We start from the raw sequence: 19,042 nt of genomic DNA on the forward strand, positions 1-19,042 counted from the left end.
TGCCGCCTGTATCTCAAATCATTCGCCGCAGCCGCGCCAACAGCGCGCTGCGGGCCGCCATCGTCTGGCCCTGGACCTGACCGGTCGCCTGCCGGGTGCGCCCGGTTAGCAAATACTGGGCGATCGGCGCCTCCAGTTTTTCCATGGCCGCGACAATATCGCCTAGGCTCTCCGCCTTTGGCCGCATCCCGCCATAGCCCATTTCACGCAGCAGCAGCGCCTCGTAGACAAGCAGGCCGCGTGCCCAGCCGCGCGCGCTCGGCGCCTGGCAAATGGCGGTAAGGACGCCTTGCAAGGCGTTGAAAAGCGCGGGGTACGGACTGCGTTCGGGCAGCGCGCTGGCGGTCAGCGCGGTGACCCACTGGATCGCGGCGGCCGGCAAGGGCTCGCTCAGCCACGGGCCGCGGCTTTCCAGCAATTCGATCTTCGCGAAGGGCAGCTGGCTGTCCGATTTCGCGCGCAATTGGGCCTCGACCAGATTGCCTGGAATGACCACCGGCCTGAGCACGCGGCCCCGCCCGCCGGCAACATAGGCGGCGACCACGCCATACTGCTCTGTCAGCAGCCGCGCGATGACGGCGGTTTCGCCGTGCGCGCGCGCGGCCAGCAGGATCGCAGGCGCGCGCAGGTCCACGGGCGCGCCCTTGCCTCGTTACAGCTTGTGCTTGGCTTCCAGCGCTTCGATCCGCTTGGCCAGCGCCTCGTTTTCCTCGCGCGCTTTGGTGGCCATCGCCTTGACCGCGTCGAATTCCTCGCGGCTGACGAAATCGAGGCCGCCGACGGTTTCCTTCACGCGCTCCCGCGCCGTTTCCCGCGCCTCGCGGGTCATGCCGGCAAATGTGCCGGCCGCTCCGTTCATCAGCTTCACGAAATCGGCGATCATGGGGTTCTGGCTCTGCATGGAAACTATCTGGCGTGCCGGCACCGCTCCTGCAAGGGCTTTGCGCCCACTGTCAGAAAGCGATGCGCCCAGAAATCGATACGCTCAAAGTTCGATACGCTGGGCCGCGTTGCTGGGCATGGGCGCATCGTAATCGGGATTGAGCTGCAGGAACTGGTAATTCAGCACGGTCGCGAACAGCGCCCAGGCGAGATAGGGCAGCAGCAGGATCGCCGCCAGTTTCCTCACCCGCCAGAACGCGATGATGGTCGCGACAAGCAGAACGTCCAGCACACCGATCACCACCAGCGCCAGCGTAATCTCCTGCGCACCGAAAAAGGTCGGCGTCCAGGCGAGATTGACCAGGAATTGCAGGATGAAGAGTGTGATCGCCAGCGTCCGCCCACGCGCGCCCCATGCGGCGCAGACCAGTGCCAGCGCGAACCCCATCATGACATACAGGATCGTCCACACGATGCCGAACAGCGACGGCGGCGGATAGATGGCGGGTTTTTCCAGCATCGCGAACCACGGGTTTTCGGGGCCCGACTGGAACAGGAAGCCGGACAGGAAGCCCAGCAGGACGCAGGCAGGGATCGTGAACAACGACCAGCGCAGCAAACTGGCGCGCAGCTGCCCGCGTGAGGCGAGACCTGTCATGTATCCTCCAGTCGATTCGGTGCGACCAACGGCGCGGGGTTTGCCCCGTGGGACAGGCAGGCGCAAGCGCTGCGGGCGATCTGTCCCATTGTGGAATCGTGCCGGAGCCGTGGGCGGACTAGCCCCGGGTCGCGGTAATCAGGAATTCGATATTGCCTTCCGGCCCCTTGATCGGGCTTTCCACGATGCCTTCCACGCGCCAGCCGGTCGCCTCCAGCCAGGCCTGCACCTCGTCGCAGGTTCGCTGGTGAAGCGCGGGGTCGCGCACCACGCCGCCCTTGCCCACTTCCTCGCGCCCGACCTCGAATTGCGGCTTGATGAGAGCAACCACCCGGCACCGGGGCGCGGCCAGTTCGAACGGGCGTTCCAGCACCTTCTGCAGGCTGATGAAACTCGCATCGCACACCACCCAGTCGCAGGGCCGGTCGATATGGGCAGGCGTCAGGATGCGTGCGCTCGTCTGCTCCAGCACGGTCACCCGGTCGTCCTGCCGCAGTTTCCAGGCGAGCTGGTTGGTCCCGGAATCGACGGCGAAGACATGCGCCGCCCCGTTCGTCAGCAGGACGTCGGTGAACCCGCCGGTAGAGCTGCCGATGTCCATCGCGGTGACGCCTGCGGGATCGAGGCCGAAATGGGCCAGCGCATGCGCCAGCTTGATCCCGCCGCGGCCCACCCACGGATGGTCGCGGCCGCGCACTTCCAGCGGCGCGTCCTCTGCCATTTGCTGGCCGGGCTTTGTCATCTTTACCTCGCCGGAATAGACCGCGCCGGCCATCACCAGCGCCTGGGCACGGGTGCGGCTGGGCGCCAGGTCGCGCGAGACGAGCAATTGGTCGAGGCGTATTTTCTTTAGCATGGACCCGAAGGCGGTTAGCGCGCATTGAGACACTATGTCACCTGCACAGAATCGAAATCCCGCACATCGTCCCCTTCTGCGTAGCCGCGCCGCGAAGGCTGCGCTGCTCGTCGGCTGCATTGGCGTTGCCTGCTGCACCCCGCCCGCGCCGGAACCGACACCGCCCCCGCCTTCGCAGCCCGTACAGCCAGCGCCCGCGCCGCCGCCGCCTCCGCCTGCACCGGTTTACGAGAACTGGCTGGATGCACCGCAGACGCCGGGCGACTGGAGTTACACCGACGGCGCAGGCCTCAGCTACGCCCTGTTCGGTCCCGCCGGAGAGGCGGCTCGCCTCGGCCTGGAATGCCGCAAGACGGACCGCACCGTGCGGATCGTGCGCGCCGGCAATGCCGCCAGCGAGCTTCCCATGCGCATCCGCACCGAAACGGCGGACCGGATGCTGACGGCGACGCCGTCGCCCGATGGCCGCCCGATGATCATCGCGACGCTGCAGGCAAGCGACCGGCTGCTGGATGCCATGGCATTCTCGCGCGGACGCTTCGCCGTCGAGACGAGCGGGCTGGAGACACTCTACGTGCCCGCATGGGCCGAAGTGACACGGGTTATCGAGGATTGCCGCTAGGCTATTTGCACAAGGCGGCAGACCAACCGGTCGCCTGGAAAACAGATGCGCGAGTATGACGTGGGAAAACATTTCTTCAAGGCTTGTTTTCGCCGTCCGGAAGACTCACATTCCCTCTCGAGTTCGGCGCAGAACGCCCTGCTCGGCCCCCGGTGAAACGGCGGGGTCTTGCTTCATAGCTTGAAAGGAGGTGATCCGATGTCTCATGGTTCAGTTGCGAGGTCGGTGAAATCCCGCACGGAGCATATTCGGTAACATTCTCTAGCCGAGTAAGGCTTTGTGAGCGGCATTTTACGGCCGCTGACCATGCTTGGGGCAGCTTCTCCTACGGGCGAGAAGCTGCCCTTTTCATTTTCTGTTTGGACCCTGCGGGCGGGGCGCGTCCGTGCCCCTTGCTTCCTCATTCACGCACCCTGACGGGCGCGTCGCCGGGGGCGGCCGGTCGGCCTTGCGAGGCCTGTCGACCCCGAACCATTCCAAGCCAGAAGTTTTGTCGCGAATCCCGGCACGCGACCAGCGCGCCGCAAGGGCGACTGCCCGCCCGCAGCGGACGCAGCTTGCTGCGCGTCTAGCGAGGACGAACCGACGGAGGTCGGTTCGCAAACACGCAATCCCCCTCGATAACCTTGCTTCAACCGCCGTGTCCCATTACGCGCGCACTATGGATTTCAAGGCCCTCCCCCACCCCGCGCCCGTACCGTCCGCCACGCGTGACCAGGTGCTGCTCGACCCCGGTTTCGGGACCAATTTCACCGATCACATGGTAGTAATCGACTACGATGCGGAAAAAGGTGGCTGGCACCAGGCCAGCATTGGTCCGCGCGAGCCGATCAGCCTCGATCCCGCCGCCTCTGTCCTGCATTACGCGCAGGAAGTGTTCGAAGGGATGAAGGCGTACAAGCAGGCGGATGACGGCCTTGCCCTGTTCCGTCCCGAGGCGAATGCGGCGCGGTTCAACGCCAGCGCGCGGCGCATGGCGATGCCCGAATTGCCCGAGGAGCTGTTCATGGATTCCATCCGCCAGCTCGTCGCGGCGGACCGGGACTGGGTCCCCACCATCGAAGGCGGCGCGCTGTATCTGCGGCCCTTCATGTTCGCTTCCGAAGCCTTCCTCGGCGTGCGTCCGGCGAAGCAGTACAAATATATCCTGATCGCCTGCCCGGTCGGCGGCTATTTCAAGTCGGGCGCACCGGCGGTGAAGATCTGGGTCAGCCGCGACTATGTGCGCGCGGCGCCGGGCGGCACGGGCGCCGCGAAGACCGGTGGCAATTACGCGGCCAGCCTCGTCCCGCAGGCCGAAGCCATCGAGCAGGGCTGCGACCAGGTCGTCTTCCTCGACGCGGTGGAGCGCAAGTGGATCGAGGAACTGGGCGGCATGAACCTGTTCTTCGTGTTCGACGACGGCAGCGTGGTCACCCCGCCGCTGACCGGCACGATCCTGCCCGGCATCACCCGCGACAGCCTGATCAAGCTTATCCGCGAGGAAGGCCTTCAACTGCGCGAGGAGCCCTATTCCATCGACCAGTGGCGCGCCGATGCGACCATGGGCCGCCTGACCGAGACGATGGCGTGCGGCACCGCGGCAGTCGTGACGTCCGTGGGCACGGTCGCCGGCCCTGACGGCGAATTTACCATCGGCAGCGGCGGCCCCGGCCAGCTCACCACCAAGCTGCGCGAGCGGCTGGTGGCGATCCAGAAAGGCGCCGCGCGGGACACCCATGGCTGGGTGACGAAGCTGTAGGTCGATGGCGACAAGCCTCCCGATACAGGTAGCCGCGCTCTACCGCTTCACCGCGTTCGACGATCCCGCTGCCTTGCGCGAACCGCTGCTGGCGGCCTGCATGTCTGCGGGCGTCAAAGGCACGATCCTGCTCGCGCCCGAGGGAATCAACGGCACGATCGCTGGCAACGACAACGCGATTGCCGCCATACTCGATCATATCCGCGCACTGCCCGGCTGCGAGACGCTGGAGCTGAAATTCTCGCGCGCGGCCGAAATGCCGTTCTACCGCATGAAGGTGCGGCTGAAGAAAGAGATCGTGACGATGGGCGAACCGTCGGTCGATCCCACCGCCAGCGTCGGGCGCTATGTCGATGCGCAGGACTGGAACGCGGTTCTGGCCGATCCGGACACGATCCTGATCGACACGCGCAACGATTACGAAGTCGCAGCTGGCAAGTTCAAGGGCGCGATCGATCCCGGGACAGAGACATTTCGCGACTTCCCCACATGGTTCCGGCAGCGGCGCGACGAACTGCTCGGCCAGGGCAGGACACCGCGTGTCGCGATGTATTGCACCGGCGGCATACGCTGCGAGAAATCCACCAGTTTCCTGCGCGGCGAAGGGGTGGAAGACGTCGTCCACCTGAAAGGCGGCATCCTGAAATATCTCGAAACCGTGCCCGAGGAAGAGAGCCGGTGGGAAGGCGAATGCTTCGTCTTCGACGAGCGGGTGACGGTGAAGCACGGGCTCGAAACCGGCAGCTACACGCTGTGCCGCGCCTGCCGCCGCCCCTTGAACGAGGACGACACGAAGTCGGAGCATTACGTCGAGGGCATCTCCTGCGCCGGCTGCATCGACGAGCGGACGGACGAGGACCGCGCCCGCTATGCCGAGCGGCACAGGCAGGAAGAGCTCGCTCGCAAACGCGGCGAGGCGCATGTCGGCGCAGTCTTGCCGGAAAAGGAATTGAAGGACGGCGGCGACTGGGAAAGCGAATGGGGCCCGAAATTCCCATGACCGGTCAGGCGAGCGAACACCCTATCCTCTACAGCTTCCGCCGCTGCCCCTACGCCATGCGCGGGCGGATGGGTCTGCGGATCAGCGGGATGCAGGCGATCTTGCGCGAGGTGAAGCTGGCGGACAAGCCCGCCGCCCTGCTCGAAGCATCGCCCAAGGGAACCGTCCCGGTCCTGCAATTGCCGGACGGCACGGTGCTGGAAGAAAGCCTCGACATCATGCGCTGGGCGCTGGGGCAAAGCGATCCCGAAGGCTGGCTGGCAAGCGAGAACGCGGCCTTGCTGCGACTGTTCGACGGCGATTTCAAGCATCACCTCGACCGCTACAAATATCCCAACCGCTACGAGGAAGAACCGGATCACGGAAAAGTCGACCACCGTGGCGAGGCGCTGGCCATCCTGAGCGATCTCGACCTGCTGCTCGCGCGCCAGGCCCAGATCGGCGGCGAACGGCGCGGCTTTACCGACATCGCCCTGTTTCCCTTCATCCGCCAGTTCGCCAATACCGACCGCGACTGGTTCGACGCCCAGCCCATCCCCCATGTGCAGGCATGGCTGGAGGAACATCTGGCGTCCGACCTGTTCCGGTCGGTAATGACCAAACACGACGTCTGGAAGCCGGGCGATACGCCGGTGGTGTTCGGCACCGTCTGACCGGGGCTTGATCCTTATCTAGTCCGGGCAGCGGGCCAGCCGTTCGCGGAACGTGTCGATCAGCCAGCTTGTTGCCGGGCCGGGCCGCGTATCGCGCCGCCAGATCGCATTCAGCGCATAGGCCGCGCCCGGTTTTTCAGGCAGGTCCAGCAGCACCAGCGCCCCGCTCGCCAGATCGTCTGCCACAATCGGGCGCGGCATGTTGCCCCAGCCGATGCCCTGTTTGAGCAGGGCGTGCTTCGCGCCGAGATCGCCCAGCCGCCAGCTTCGGGGGCTGAGTACGGAAAATTCCCGCCCCTCGGTCAGGCTGGACCGGTCGGACAGGACAAGCTGCAGATGCTCGCGGCTCTGCCCCGTCGCGATGCCGCCTTGGGCAAGTGGGTGTCCGGGGGCTGCCACAGGGACCAGCTCGACCTCCCCGATGGCCTGCCTTTCCAGGTCGGGATGGTCGCCGATGACGGGGCCGCCGATGGCCAGTTCGGATTGCCCGTCCAGCAGGCAGGCCGCAACCGCGCCCAGAGCCTCTACCTGCAAGCGCAGGGACACGGTCGGGAATATTGTTCGGAACTCGCGCAAGGCATGGGCGGTGACTTCGCCCGGCACCATGACGTCCAGCGCCAGCCCGATATCGCTTTCCAGCCCGGCATGCAGGCTGCGCGTTTTCGCAAGCAGGGCATCGGCGCGGTCGGCGATGGCCTGCGCCTCCGGCAGGAGGCCGCGGCCGGCATCGGTCAGCACCGGCTTTCGCGAGCCTTCGCGGGCAAACAGTGCGACGCCCAGCTGCGCCTCCATCTGCGCGATGCCGTAACTGATGGCAGAGACGGCGCGCCCCATGCGCCGGGCGGCGCCGCCGAAACTGCCCTCCTCCTCGACAGCGAGGAATATCCGGATCTGGTCCAGCGTTGGATCGGTCAGTTTCACAGGCCCTTGCTCACCGTTCTGATTCTCCGAACATCATGGCGTGTTTTATCCCAGTTTTCCGATGGAACGGCAAGGCCTACCTTCCGCTCATAACACGAGGAGATATCGCATGATCGAACTTCGCCCCTTCAATACGCTCGGCGCCGCCAATCACGGCTGGCTGGATGCGCATCACCATTTTTCCTTCGCCGGTTACCATGACCCGGCGCGGATGAACTGGGGCGCGCTGCGCGTCTGGAACGACGACCGGATCGCGCCCAACAGCGGCTTCCCCACCCATCCCCACAGCGACATGGAGATCATCACCTATGTCCGCACCGGGGCGATCACCCACCGCGACAGCATGGGCAATGAAGGCCGCACCGAGGCGGGCGACGTGCAGGTGATGAGCGCGGGCAACGGCGTCCAGCATTCGGAATGGAATGCGGAGGACGAAGAAACCACGCTGTTCCAGCTGTGGATCATCCCGAGCGAACGCGGCGGGCAGCCCGGCTGGGGCGCGCGCAAGTTCCCCAAGGGAGAACGCAGCGGGCAGTTCGTCGCCCTCGCCAGCGGCGCGGCGAATGACGACGAAGCCGGGAACGACGACAGCGGCGCTTTGCCCATTCGCACCGATGCGGAAGTCCTCGGCGCGACGGTGAAGGCCGGGACCAGCGTCACCTACACCCCGCGCGATGCCTCGCGGCACCTCTATCTCGTGCCCGCCACCGGCAAGATCCGCGTGGAGGACGGCGCCGACGGCGTCGGGGCAAACGCCCGCGACGGTGTCGCCATCACGGGCGAGGACAGCATTACCATCACCGCGGTTGAGGACAGCGAACTCGTCCTCGTCGACGCGGCCTGAACCACGATACAAGGAGACTTTTCATGACCAATATTCTGCACATCAAGGCCAGCATTCGCGGCGGCGAATCCGTATCGAACGATCTCGGCCAGCGCGTGGTCGACAGCCTGGCGGCGAAAGAGGGCGCGAATGTCACCGTGCGCGACCTGTCGGACAACGACATTCCCTTCGTCGATGCCGATCGCTTCGCCGCCAATCTCGCGCCCTATGGCGATCGGACGGACGACCAGCATGCGCTGGCGACGATTGCCGATACGCTGATCGAGGAATTGCAGGCGGCGGACAAAATCGTGTTTAGCACGCCGATCTATAATTTCGCGATGCCCGCCACGGTCAAGGCATGGGCCGACCTCGTCGCCCGGGCCGGGACCACGTTCGAATACACGCCCAGCGGGCCGCAGGGGAAGCTGACCGGCAAGACCGCCTATCTCGCCATCGCCAGCGGCGGGACGACGGTGGAAAGCGAGATCGATTTCATGACGCCGTGGCTGAAATTCTTCCTCGGCTTCCTGGGTATCACCGATGTCCGCCATGTCGCCGCCGATGCCATCATGGGCGAAGGCGGCGAGGAGAAGATCGCCGAAGCGAAGCAGGAAGCGGAAAAGCTCGCCGCCTGATCCTGCAAGTGATTGAGTGCCGGGGAGCTAGTCGCTCGCGCCTAGTTCTCCGGCACTTTCTCGTCCAGTTCCGCCTGCCACAGCTTCGCCACCGCGTCGCTGGGCGCACGCCAGTCGCCGCGCGGGCTGAGCGCCCCTGCGCCCGTGACCTTCGGACCGTTGGGCATCGCGCTGCGCTTGTACTGGCTGAATTCGAAGAACCGCCAAAGGAACTTGCGCAGCCAGCTGCGGATCTCGCCAAGCGCGTACTGGTTGCGGCGATCGTCGGGGAAATGCATCGGCCATACCCCGCTTTGCGCGTCGTGCCATGCATGCCAGGCAAGAAAGGCGACATGGCTGGGCCGCTGGCCATAGCGCAGCAGGTGGTGGAGGAAGAAGTCGTTGAGCTCGTAGGGGCCGATCGTGCCTTCCGTGCTCTGGATTTCGCCATCCTCGCTTTCGGGGATCAGTTCCGGGCTGATCTCGGTCGCCAGCACGGCTTCCAGCGCATCGTCCAGCGCGCCGCCGAACTGGTCGGTCCGCTCCGTCCAGCGGATGAGGTACTGGATCAGCGTCTTGGGCACGCCCGAATTGACGCCGTAATGGCTCATCTGGTCACCCACCCCATAGGTGCACCAGCCCAAAGCCAGTTCGCTCAGGTCGCCCGTGCCGACCACGAACCCGTCATGCTGTCCGGCAAGGCGGAAGAGGTAATCGGTGCGCAGGCCCGCCTGCACGTTCTCGAACGTGGTGTCGTAAACCGGCTCGCCATCTGCGAAGGGATGGCCGATATTTTCCAGCATCGTGCGGGCAGACGGGCGGATGTCGATTTCCTCCGCCGTGATGCCGCTCGCCTCCATCAGCTTCCACGCGTTCGATTTCGTGCCGTCGGACGTGCCGAAGCCGGGCATGGTGTAGCCGCGGATCATGCTGCGCGGATGACCCAGCCGGTCGCAGGCCTTGGCCGCCACCAGCAGGGCGTGCGTGCTGTCCAGCCCGCCCGAAATCCCGATGACCAGCGACTTGGGCTTCGCCGCCTGCATCCGCCGCATCAGGCCGTCGACCTGGATGTTGAAAGCCTCGTAGCAATCCTCGTCCAGCTTGCCCGGCCGGTTCGGCACGAAGGGGAAACGGCGCACGGCGCGGCGGAGGCCGATATCGCCGCCGCGGTAGCGGTGGGTGAAGCCCACGCGGCGGAACCAGTCTTCCGGCCGGCCGGCATATTCCGCACCGTCGTTGAACGTGCCGTTGCGCATGCGTTCGGAAAGGATGCGCGCCGTGTCGATATCGGTCACGCACAGCTCCGCATCGAAGTCGAAGCGCACGCTCTCGACCATCAGCTCGCCCAGTTCGTAGACCATGCCCTGCCCGTCCCAGGCAAGGTCGGTCGTGCTTTCTCCATGGCCGCTGGCGGAATAGGCGTAGGCGCAGATGGAGCGGTTGGAACTGGCCTTGCACAGCAGGTGCCGGTCCTCGCTCCGCCCGATGGTGATGGGGCTGGCGGACAGGTTGCACAGGATCGTCGCCCCGGCGAGCGCGGCGAGCGTGCCGGGCGGCTGCGGGGCCCAGAAATCCTCGCAGATTTCCATCCCGAAGGTGAAGCCGGGCAGGTTTTCCGCCCCGAAGACCAGGTCCGTCCCGAACGGCACGGTTTCCCCGTTCACGGTGATGTCCTGCCCCTGCACATTGTGCCCGCGCGCGAAATAGCGTTTCTCGTAGAACTCGCGGTAATTCGGCAGGAAACTCTTGGGCACGACACCCAGCAGGCGGCCGTTCGCAATGGCCAAGGCGCAATTGTAGATCCGCCCGGTCTTGCGAAGGGCTGCCCCGATGATCAGGACCGGGGTGATCTCCTTCGACGCCGCGACCACTTCTGCCACGGCATTCTCCGTCGCATCGAGCAGCGCCTGCTGCATGTGCAGATCGTCGACGGCATAGGACGTCAGGCACAATTCCGGATAAAGGAGCAGGTCGACATCCTCTTCATCGGCCGCGCGTGCCTGCTCGATGATGGCGGCGGTGTTGTGGGCGATGTCCGCCGTGCGCACATGGGGCGTGCTGGTCGCGACCCGCACGAATCCGTGCGTGTGCATGTCGAAGAAGGGATGCGCGCCGGTTTCACTCATGATGCCCCCTGTTCCCGAACAAGCGCCCGAGCGCAAGCGCGGTAAGGATCACGCGGCGGCGAGCAGATCTTCGCAATCGGGGCATTCGCGCAGCATGGCGATCAGTCCGTTCTCGTGACGTGTAAGATATTTGGTCGCGCGCGGCAGCTTCAACCGTGCCTTCCAGGATTCCCAGCCATCATCCTCGCGCGCCAGCACGTCTATCACAGCGGGGTGGATGTAGCTCTTGCGGGCCACCGCGGGCGTATTGCCCAGACGGCCCGAGACTTCGTCCAACAGCATCGTGATGGTCGGCCGCTCCTTCGCGTCTGCCAGCCGCGCGAAGCCGAGCACGCTTGCATGCCAGGTGCGGAAGTTCTTGGCCGAGAATTTCTCGCCCATCGTCTCGCGCAAGTAGGCATTGACGTCGCTGCTGCCGATCTCGTGCCGCGATCCGTCGGGATCGACATACTGGAACAGGTGATAGCCCGGGACGTCGCGCGCATCTTCCACCGCGCGGGCGAGCAATTCGTCGTCCAGCGTCAGGTCGCGCTGCTTGCCGCCTTTGCCGATGAAACTGATCGAAACCTTGCTTCCGTCGATCCTGGCGTGACGGTCGCGCAGGGTCGATGCACCGAAACTCTTGTTCTTCTTTGCATAGGCCTGGTTGCCGATGCGGATGAAACCCATGTCCAGAAGCCGCACAACGGCCGCCAGCGTGCGGGTGCGGGTCGGTGCGTCGCCTTCGAGATCTTCCAGCACGCGCTTACGGATCAGGGGCAGCAATTCGCCGAAGGCCAGGCAGCGGTCGAACTTCTCGCTTTCCCGCATTGCGCGGAAATCGGGGTGGTAGCGATACTGCTTGCGGCCCTTTGCATCGTATCCGGTGGCAAGGATATGCCCGTTGGGTGCAGGGCAGAACCAGGCATCGACATAGGCGGGCGGCAGGGCGATGGCGTTCAGCCGCTTTTTTTCGGCGCGGTCCCGGATCAGCCGACCCTTGGCGTCGTAATAGGCCCAGCCCTTGCCGGCTCCCTTGCGCGTGATGCCGGGCAACTGGTCGTCGACGAAGATCAGGTGGTCGGGTTGGGTAGCCATGCGAAGCAAACCTGCGTGCCCGCCTTGCGGTTCCACCTGCATGGGGCCATTTGCGACGAAACGAAAATCCGCAAGCCCCGCATGAAACGCAGGAGATGCCCGAAATGAGCGATACCTACACCCCGCCCAAGGTCTGGATCCACGATGCCGAGAATGGCGGCCGGTTCGCCAATATCAACAGCCCGGTCTCCGGCGCGCGGGAGGAAAAGGAACTGCCCAGCGGCGAACATCCCTTCCAGCTCTATTCGCTGGCGACCCCCAACGGCGTGAAGGCGAACCTGATCCTGGAGGAGCTCATCGAGGCAGGCTTCCCGGTCGAATACGACGCGTGGATCGTGAATATCGGCGAAGGCGAACAGTTCACCAGCGGCTTCGTCGACATCAATCCCAATTCGAAGATCCCCGCGCTGGTCGACCGGACCGGCCCCAATCCCATCCGCGTTTTCGAAAGCGGTGCGATCCTGTTGCACCTTGCCGAGAAATACGGCGCTTTCCTGAGCGAGACGCCCGCAGGCCGCGCGGAAATGCTCAGCTGGCTGTTCTGGCAGGTCGGCAGCGCGCCCTTCATCGGCGGGGGCTTCGGTCATTTCTACGCCTACGCGCCGGAGAAATACGAATACCCCATCAACCGCTACGCCATGGAAACGAAGCGCCTGTTCGATGTCGCGGACAAGCGGCTGGCGCAGACCCGCTTCCTTGCCGGGGACGAATACACCATTGCCGACATGGCCGCCTGGCCTTGGCTGGCGCCGTTCTTCAAGGGCGTGATCTATAACGATGCCAAGACCTTCCTGAGCATCGACAAATACGAAAATGTCGCGCGCTGGGCGAACACCATCGGGGAGCGTCCGGCCGCCCGCCGCGCGCTCATCGTCAACAAAAGCTGGGGCGACGACGAGGACGCGAAGCTGCCCAACCGGCATTCGGCCGCCGATTTCGAAGGCAAGTCGGTCTAGGCGCTATCCGCCCAGTTCGGAGGCGAGACGGTCCATGAAGCGGACGCCCGCCTCTAGCTGACTTAGCGCGATCCATTCGTCGGGCTGGTGCGCCTGCTCGATACTGCCGGGTCCGCAGATGACGGTCGGAAAGCCGGCCCGCTGGAACTGGCCGCCCTCTGCCGCATAGGCGACCTGCACCGGCGCGGCATTCTCGCCCGTCAGGCGGCGTACGAACGCCACCGCGTCCTCGCTGCCGAGCGGCGTCATCGGCGGCGTACCCGCATGACGCTCGACGCTGACGCCGCAATGGGGGAAGCGCGCTTTCATGCTCGCGTCCATTTCCTCGCACTTCGCCAGGAACGGCGCGAGGATGGCGTCCGGATCCTCCCCCGGCGGGCAGCGCAGGTCGAATACGAAGCGCGCATGGCCTGCCAGGATATTGGCCGCTTCCCCGCCCTCCATCACGCCGACGGTCAGCGTGGCCTGCGGCGGGTCGAAGCCGTTTTCGGGATCGGCGCGCTCACGCAATTGCGCGGCCAGCACCGACAGCTCGTGCATCAGGTCGATGGCGACCATGTTGGCGGACAGGCCCTGCTCGGTCAGCGAGCTGTGCGCTTCGTGCCCGCGGATTGTTACCTCGTGCACGGCGATGCCCTTGTGCCCTGTCACGACCCGCATCGAACTTGGCTCGCCGACGATGGCGAGGCGCGGCGCGGGGATCGTCTTTGCCATCCGGGCAATCATGGCAGGCGCGCCCTGGCAGCCGACTTCCTCGTCATAGCTCAGCGCCAGATGCACCGGCAGCTCGCCCTTTGCAAAGCGCGGAACGAAGGCCAGGGCGAGCGCGATGAAGCCTTTCATGTCGGTGACGCCGCGCCCGGTCAGCCTGCCGTCTGCTTCGCGCACGGTCCACGGATCGCCGCTCCAGTCCTGCCCATCGACCGGGACGACATCGGTATGGCCCGACAGGATCACACCGCCCGGCAGAGCGGGTCCGCAGGTCGCGAACAGGTTCGCCTTCGTCCCCTCCTCGTTCGCCACCCGCTCCGACATGGCGCCGTGGCCGCGCAGATAGTCCTCGACCCATGCGATCAGCGCCAGATTGCTGCGGTGGCTGGTCGTGTCGAACCCGACCAGCGTGTCGAGTATCCGGCGGGCGGTGGGAAGATCGGTCATGGCAATGCTTCTACACCCTTCCCATCTGCGCACCACACGCTATAGGGGCATCCGCCTGCTGGGGTGTAGCCAAGTGGTAAGGCAGCGGTTTTTGGTATCGCCATTCGCAGGTTCGATCCCTGCCACCCCAGCCACTTTTCTCCGGTCCGTTCATCTTGCAGTGCGCTGCCTTTGCGCTAGGCTGCCTGCCATGAAGACAATCCAGATCCTGATCGCCGCTCTTCCCATGGCCGTCATGCCGCTGGCAGGCTGCGCAGCCTATCCGGACCAGGGCGGCTCGCAGGGACCTGCTGGAGAAGACACGATGGAACGGGAAGAGCCCAGTGCCGGCGGCGAGCGGGAATATACAGAGGAAGAGCGCGCGTTCCTGGACGGCATCGGTGCCTGCCGCGAAGATGGCCTCGCCGCCTATGTCGGGCAGTCAGCATCGCCAGAAACGCTGGCCGCGATGATGAAGGAAAGCGGCGCGAAAGTGCAGCGCGTGGTCGGCCCGGGTGAAGCGATGACGATGGATTACCGGACCGACCGCCTGACCGTGCTGACCGACGAGGAAGGCCGCGTCGCGCAGGCCCGCTGCGGCTGAATCACTCTCCGATCGTAAAACGGCAAAAAGGGCCGCGGATTTTCCGCGGCCCTTTTCGCTTGCCCCCCCCCCCCCGCGCCGTTTGCCGGGCGCGGGGTTGGCTGTTCGGGGCGCCCTAGAAGCGGACCGTCAGGTCGGCCATGGCGCGGTCGTCGCGGAAGTCTTCGCGGCCGATGGCGGTCTCGAAGCTGGCACCGAACTGGACCGTGCCGTTGGTCAGCTTCACGCCGCCGCGGACCTCGCCCCAGCTGGTGTCGCCGCCTGCGAACGGCAGGGCGATCGGCACATCGCTGGCCCCGGCGAACCGGACCGTCATGCCGTCATTGCTGCCGCCCAACACGCGAACGTAGTCGGCCTGCACCTGCGGGACGATCGCCCACTTGCCGGCAATGCCCTGCTCGCCGGCCAGCTTGGCGCCGAAGCGCGCTTGCAGCTGCTCGGTCTTCAGGTCGTCGATCTGAAGGGCGGTCTCGCCGCCGATCTCGTCGAAGCCGTCCAGATGCGTGCGCGACCAAGCCATCTGCGCCCGCGGCGTCAGCGTCAGGCCGCTGGAGATGCCGACATTGACGCCGGCCTCTGCCATAGCGGTCATCTTGCTGACCTTGGAGGCGCCCAGCAGCTGGTAGCCATTGGTCCCGTCGAAGCCGGAACGCGTGGTCTCCAGCTCGGCATTTTCCATCGTGCCGACAGCGCCCAGATAGGCCCCGCCGCCAAGATCGTAGGACGCATAGCCCGCCACCTGGTTCAGCTCGCTATCGGCGAAGTCGCCGCCGATATTGCTGCGACCCGATGCGCGGCCGAAGGCCACGCCCATGGTCAGGTTCTTCGCCATCTCGTGCTCGATACCCATGCCGAAATAGCTCGAACGCTGGCCGTCGGCTGCGGTGTCGTTGACGCCGAAGCTGTTGGCCGAGCTGATCACGCCGCCGGTCACGAAGCCGGTCACGCCTTCCGGAAGCGCCATCTGCGCCTCGCTGGTCGGGGCAAGCCCGGCAACACCCAGGCGGGTGCTGACAGCAGCGCTTTCGTACGAGCCGCCGATCGCGGCACGCGGCGCGCCCGTAATGCTGAGCGAACCACCGGCAGCGCCGCCCATCACCGACAGGCGATCGGTCACGCCGTTGAACAGCACACGGCTCTGACGCTCCTGAAGACCCGAAGCCTCGCTGTTGAAGCTCGGCGCAAAGGACGAAAGCGTCGAGGCGAGCGAGCCTGCATCCATCAGGTCGACATAGCCGAAGAGGTTCGACAGATTGTCGTAGTACCCGGCATCGCGCAGGTCATCGAGACCCTTCGCGAAAGATGCGGCAATCGCAGCATCGCCGTCCGACAGTCCGTCCAGACCGCTTTCGACGAAAGCACCGAGGCTGCCCGCCTTGAGCTGCACGGCGACAAGCGTGTCGGTATAGGTCAGTTCGGCATTGAGGTTGCCGAGCAGGCTGACCACGTCGCCGAATTCGCCTTCGATGCCGTCACGCGCCTGCGCGATGACGAAACGCTGCCCATCCCGCGGTTTGGCGGCATTGGCGGGCCGACGCAGGAACAGCGTTCCCCCGTCCGAGACATCGCTCGACAGTGACAGGATACCATTGCGCACCCGGATCTGGTCGTTCCTCGTGGCGCTCACGTCTACACTGTAGACGCTACCGGAGGTCATGATCAGGTTCCCGTTGAAGGTCAGCGTTCCGTACGCAGCCCGCCCGATACCGTTATAGAACGGCGTAGTCGAACCCGGAGCGACAAGCGCCGCACCGACCGTCGAGAAGTCCGCAAAGAAATTCCCGGTGCCGCTGACGACGCCGGCGCCGAACAGGAAATCGTTGGCGACGATATTGCCGAGGTTGTTCGTGGTTCCGCCGAACTGGGTGTAATCGCCGAGGACGCTGAGCGTGCCGCTGGTACGGACGACCAGCTCTGCCTGCCCGGCAATATCCAGCTTGTCGATTTCGACATCGCCCGCCAGGAAGGTGCGGCCTTCCTGTTCGAGGCTCACTTCGAAATACTGCGGACGAACGCCATTCGACGGATCGGCTGTCACATTGTTCGGTACGAAGTTCGAAGTCAGCGGACCGTTGGGGACGATAGCGTAATTGACACCGTCCGCGACCACGACGGGATCGTAATCGAATGTCTGGCAGTCGTCGAAGAAGCAGACGTCACCGAAACCGGCGGCGCCGCCAGCGGTTTCCGTGCCGAGCGTGGTGGGAACCCCATTGACCAGCTCACCATCGACTTCGACCATGTAGGACGGATCGAGATCGCGAACCCAGTGCTTCTTGTCGAACCAGTTGCCGTCACCCTTCTGCGCCGAGGCAAAGGTGTAGGGATTGTTCTCGACGATCAGGTTCCAGTACTGGAACAGCGGCTGGTAGAAGCTGACCGTTCCGAAGCTGCTGAAGACCTGCGGGCCGAAGAAGCGCGAGCCGCCCGACAGGACAGCCGCGATGACCGGCATGTCGAATTTTTCGTCGATAATCAGCGGACCGCCGGAATCGCCACCTGCCGTCGTCGATTCGAGCGGCAGGGCCACATCGTCGTCGCCGAAAATCTTGAAGTCGTATTCGCAGCCGACGTCGTCGTTCGGTTCGCGGCAGGTGAACGCCGTCCAGTACAGCGAGCTGGGATTGTCGCCACCTGCATCACCGAACAGGAATTCGTTGCGATCGTCGATCGAACCCAGCCACGAGACGAAGTTCTCACCCGCGCGGCGGCGCCAGTCGATTCCCTGGAAATCACCACTGGATCCGCTGCCGGACCGGCCATAACCCGTAACCGTCGCATGCGCCTGCTCGCTAAGCGGGGTAAAGAGCAGTGCCCATTTCGGAATATCGTGTGCCGGGGTGTCGAGGGTCGCGATCGCGATATCGGCCTCCAGGAACCCGATATTGTCGCCTTCGAGCGAGCGCTCGTCGTACCAGACATGCTCGACGTCATAAACGGCGAGCTCTTCGTTCGTTTCGAAGTCGTTGTTGAACCAGCTGATGAAGCCGGGAAGCGCATCGTCGCCGAAGGAGAACGCGATCGGCGTACCGCCGGTGTCGACACCGTATTCTTCCTGCGGAACGTCGTTCACGCAGTGCGCGGCGAAGATCACCATGCGTGGATTGACCAGCGAGCCCGAGCAGACGAAACCCGGATCGCGGTACATCATGCCGATGCCGTTGACGCCGGTGTTATCAAGGACACCGTCGGGCGGTGGCAGGTTGGGATCGACCACGCCGGGCACGACATGGCGATAGTTTTCAACCTGGAATTCGGTCGCCTGCGCGTTCGTGTCGAACGCCGGGTTCGCAACCGTGTTCACCACCGAAGCCCGTTCCGGCGCGACGCGGAACTGGTCTTCGTCCACTTCCTGCGCGACGACGGGGGCCGTGGCGGAAATGGCCGCGAAACTGGTGGCCAGTAGAAGGCTGCGGCGCAGCCCGTTGGCAGTCGTCATGAGATATTCCCCTTTTTCTGAGGTGACTATGCCGCCGGGGCCCGGCGACTCGGCACCACCCAAGAAGGAAACCTTACGATTTATTCATCTTTTGGAAAGCCCCTCAAAAAGCAACTTCCATAGATTAAAGTCCGCTTTTGCCCGTTTTGTGCACCGCAGCATGAACATTGCGTGTAATATTATTGTGCTCCAGTACTCATTACGAAGCGCGGACCAGATCGTCCTGAGGATTGTTCGGCGTAAGGATCATGACGTTATCCTCGACCCGCCATCCGGCCAGCCGGCTGAGCAGGTTCATGCCCAGCACATTCGTCGTCCCCATGTTGGGCGCGATAACCGCATCAAGGCCGCGCGCGGCCACATTGCCGAAGCGCAGTTCACCGATCGACGTCATGGAAACCGTCATCGTGCCGTTGGCCGTCGTCATCTGGACCGGCAGGCGCTGGCGATTGGGCTCGAGACCGGCCGCGTCGGCCGTCGCCTGCGACACGGCAGTCAGCGTTGCGCCCGTATCGACCAGGAAATCCGCCGGCACGCCGTTGATTTCCGCCTGCAGCCAGAAATGTCCGTCCTGCGCGAGCGGTATCCGGGTTTCCTCGCCCACGACCGTCTGCTCGGGCAGGCCCATGCCGGGCATGGCCACATCGAGCCGCGGATCCAGCCGGGCGATCTGCAGGACCACCGTGACAAGGACCCCGACCAGGACGATCGTGCTCGCACCCCGAACCAGGCCTGCGAGCGGTACGCCGCCGCGGCGCATCATGCTGCCGATCCAGCCGACCAGCATGGCGCCGACGGCCAGCATCAGGAGCTGGGACTGGGGTATCGCGGCAATGCGTTCGGCGATGGCGGCAAAGAGGTTTTTCAGGTCCACGCCCCCTATATAGGGGCGCGGCGGTGGCATTGGTATGAACGGATTTCGCGGCAGTT

18 protein-coding genes and 1 tRNA gene are annotated in these 19,042 nt (G+C 64.8%); 9 read left to right on the top strand and 10 right to left on the bottom strand.

Annotated features, from left to right (window positions below; all coding sequences use genetic code 11):
* Positions 1–13: 13 nt before the first annotated feature.
* The 4 genes from PF049_11075 to PF049_11090 form a co-directional block, all read right to left on the bottom strand.
* The gene (locus PF049_11075; protein ID WBY16131.1) at positions 14–634 is read right to left on the bottom strand and encodes a recombination protein O N-terminal domain-containing protein; all 621 of its coding nucleotides are present in this window, start codon (positions 632–634) and stop codon (positions 14–16) included.
* Between the two features lie 18 nt (positions 635–652).
* Positions 653–901, bottom strand: coding sequence for an accessory factor UbiK family protein (locus PF049_11080; protein ID WBY16132.1), 249 nt, complete (start codon positions 899–901; stop codon positions 653–655).
* A gap of 84 nt (positions 902–985) precedes the next feature.
* A complete protein-coding gene (locus tag PF049_11085) occupies positions 986–1,540 on the bottom strand; it encodes a tryptophan-rich sensory protein (protein ID WBY16133.1) in 555 nt (184 codons plus the stop codon).
* A gap of 118 nt (positions 1,541–1,658) precedes the next feature.
* Positions 1,659–2,396, bottom strand: a complete 738-nt coding sequence (locus PF049_11090; protein ID WBY16134.1) for a TlyA family RNA methyltransferase — start codon at positions 2,394–2,396, stop codon at positions 1,659–1,661.
* A 34-nt stretch (positions 2,397–2,430) separates the two neighbouring features.
* Between PF049_11090 and PF049_11095 the strand changes: the two genes are divergently transcribed.
* The 4 genes from PF049_11095 to PF049_11110 all read left to right on the top strand — a co-directional run bounded on the left by PF049_11095 (position 2,431) and on the right by PF049_11110 (position 6,412).
* Entirely contained in the window at positions 2,431–3,018 is a 588-nt protein-coding gene (locus tag PF049_11095; GenBank protein WBY16135.1) for a hypothetical protein, read from the top strand.
* Between the two features lie 661 nt (positions 3,019–3,679).
* Positions 3,680–4,759: a branched-chain amino acid aminotransferase gene (locus tag PF049_11100; GenBank protein WBY16136.1), complete on the top strand. Its 1,080-nt coding sequence runs from the start codon at positions 3,680–3,682 to the stop codon at positions 4,757–4,759.
* Positions 4,760–4,763: 4 nt separating this feature from the next.
* Positions 4,764–5,759, top strand: a complete 996-nt coding sequence (locus PF049_11105; protein ID WBY16137.1) for a rhodanese-related sulfurtransferase — start codon at positions 4,764–4,766, stop codon at positions 5,757–5,759.
* Positions 5,738–6,412 (top strand): glutathione S-transferase, encoded by a 675-nt coding sequence (locus PF049_11110; protein WBY16138.1) that lies wholly within the window; start codon positions 5,738–5,740, stop codon positions 6,410–6,412. The genes PF049_11105 and PF049_11110 overlap by 22 nt, the downstream gene beginning before the upstream one ends.
* Positions 6,413–6,430: 18 nt before the next feature.
* Here PF049_11110 and PF049_11115 read toward each other — a convergent pair whose 3' ends face one another.
* Positions 6,431–7,333, bottom strand: coding sequence for a LysR family transcriptional regulator (locus tag PF049_11115; protein ID WBY16139.1), 903 nt, complete (start codon positions 7,331–7,333; stop codon positions 6,431–6,433).
* A 109-nt stretch (positions 7,334–7,442) separates the two neighbouring features.
* On the opposite strand from PF049_11115, the gene PF049_11120 reads away from it, so the two are divergent.
* Together PF049_11120 and PF049_11125 are read left to right on the top strand one after the other, a co-directional pair.
* A complete protein-coding gene (locus tag PF049_11120) occupies positions 7,443–8,177 on the top strand; it encodes a pirin family protein (GenBank protein ID WBY16140.1) in 735 nt (244 codons plus the stop codon).
* 23 nt (positions 8,178–8,200) lie between these two features.
* A complete protein-coding gene (locus PF049_11125) occupies positions 8,201–8,794 on the top strand; it encodes an NAD(P)H-dependent oxidoreductase (GenBank protein ID WBY16141.1) in 594 nt (197 codons plus the stop codon).
* Positions 8,795–8,835: 41 nt separating this feature from the next.
* On the opposite strand, the gene PF049_11130 is transcribed toward PF049_11125, so the two are convergent.
* Complete coding sequence (locus tag PF049_11130) at positions 8,836–10,899, bottom strand: NAD(+) synthase (protein ID WBY16142.1); 2,064 nt, start codon at positions 10,897–10,899, stop codon at positions 8,836–8,838.
* 48 nt (positions 10,900–10,947) lie between these two features.
* The gene (locus PF049_11135; GenBank protein ID WBY16143.1) at positions 10,948–11,976 is read right to left on the bottom strand and encodes a DNA topoisomerase IB; all 1,029 of its coding nucleotides are present in this window, start codon (positions 11,974–11,976) and stop codon (positions 10,948–10,950) included.
* 104 nt (positions 11,977–12,080) lie between these two features.
* On the opposite strand from PF049_11135, the gene yghU reads away from it, so the two are divergent.
* Entirely contained in the window at positions 12,081–12,932 is an 852-nt protein-coding gene (gene yghU, locus PF049_11140; protein ID WBY16144.1) for a glutathione-dependent disulfide-bond oxidoreductase, read from the top strand.
* Positions 12,933–12,935: 3 nt separating this feature from the next.
* Here the strand turns inward: yghU and argE are convergent, their stop codons facing one another.
* Positions 12,936–14,090: an acetylornithine deacetylase gene (gene argE / locus PF049_11145; protein WBY16145.1), complete on the bottom strand. Its 1,155-nt coding sequence runs from the start codon at positions 14,088–14,090 to the stop codon at positions 12,936–12,938.
* Between the two features lie 59 nt (positions 14,091–14,149).
* On the opposite strand from argE, the gene PF049_11150 reads away from it, so the two are divergent.
* Both PF049_11150 and PF049_11155 read left to right on the top strand, forming a co-directional pair.
* Positions 14,150–14,224: transfer RNA gene (locus PF049_11150), tRNA-Gln, on the top strand.
* A 56-nt stretch (positions 14,225–14,280) separates the two neighbouring features.
* Positions 14,281–14,673 (top strand): I78 family peptidase inhibitor, encoded by a 393-nt coding sequence (locus tag PF049_11155; GenBank protein ID WBY16146.1) that lies wholly within the window; start codon positions 14,281–14,283, stop codon positions 14,671–14,673.
* A 115-nt stretch (positions 14,674–14,788) separates the two neighbouring features.
* On the opposite strand, the gene PF049_11160 is transcribed toward PF049_11155, so the two are convergent.
* Positions 14,789–18,112, bottom strand: coding sequence for an autotransporter domain-containing protein (locus PF049_11160; protein ID WBY16147.1), 3,324 nt, complete (start codon positions 18,110–18,112; stop codon positions 14,789–14,791).
* A gap of 199 nt (positions 18,113–18,311) precedes the next feature.
* On the bottom strand, positions 18,312–18,986 hold the full coding sequence (locus PF049_11165) for a TIGR02281 family clan AA aspartic protease (GenBank protein WBY16148.1): 675 nt from the start codon (positions 18,984–18,986) through the stop codon (positions 18,312–18,314).
* Positions 18,987–19,042: the final 56 nt, after the last annotated feature.

The organism is Erythrobacteraceae bacterium WH01K (genome assembly GCA_027941995.1).
In the GTDB taxonomy this organism is placed as follows: domain Bacteria; phylum Pseudomonadota; class Alphaproteobacteria; order Sphingomonadales; family Sphingomonadaceae; genus CAJXSN01.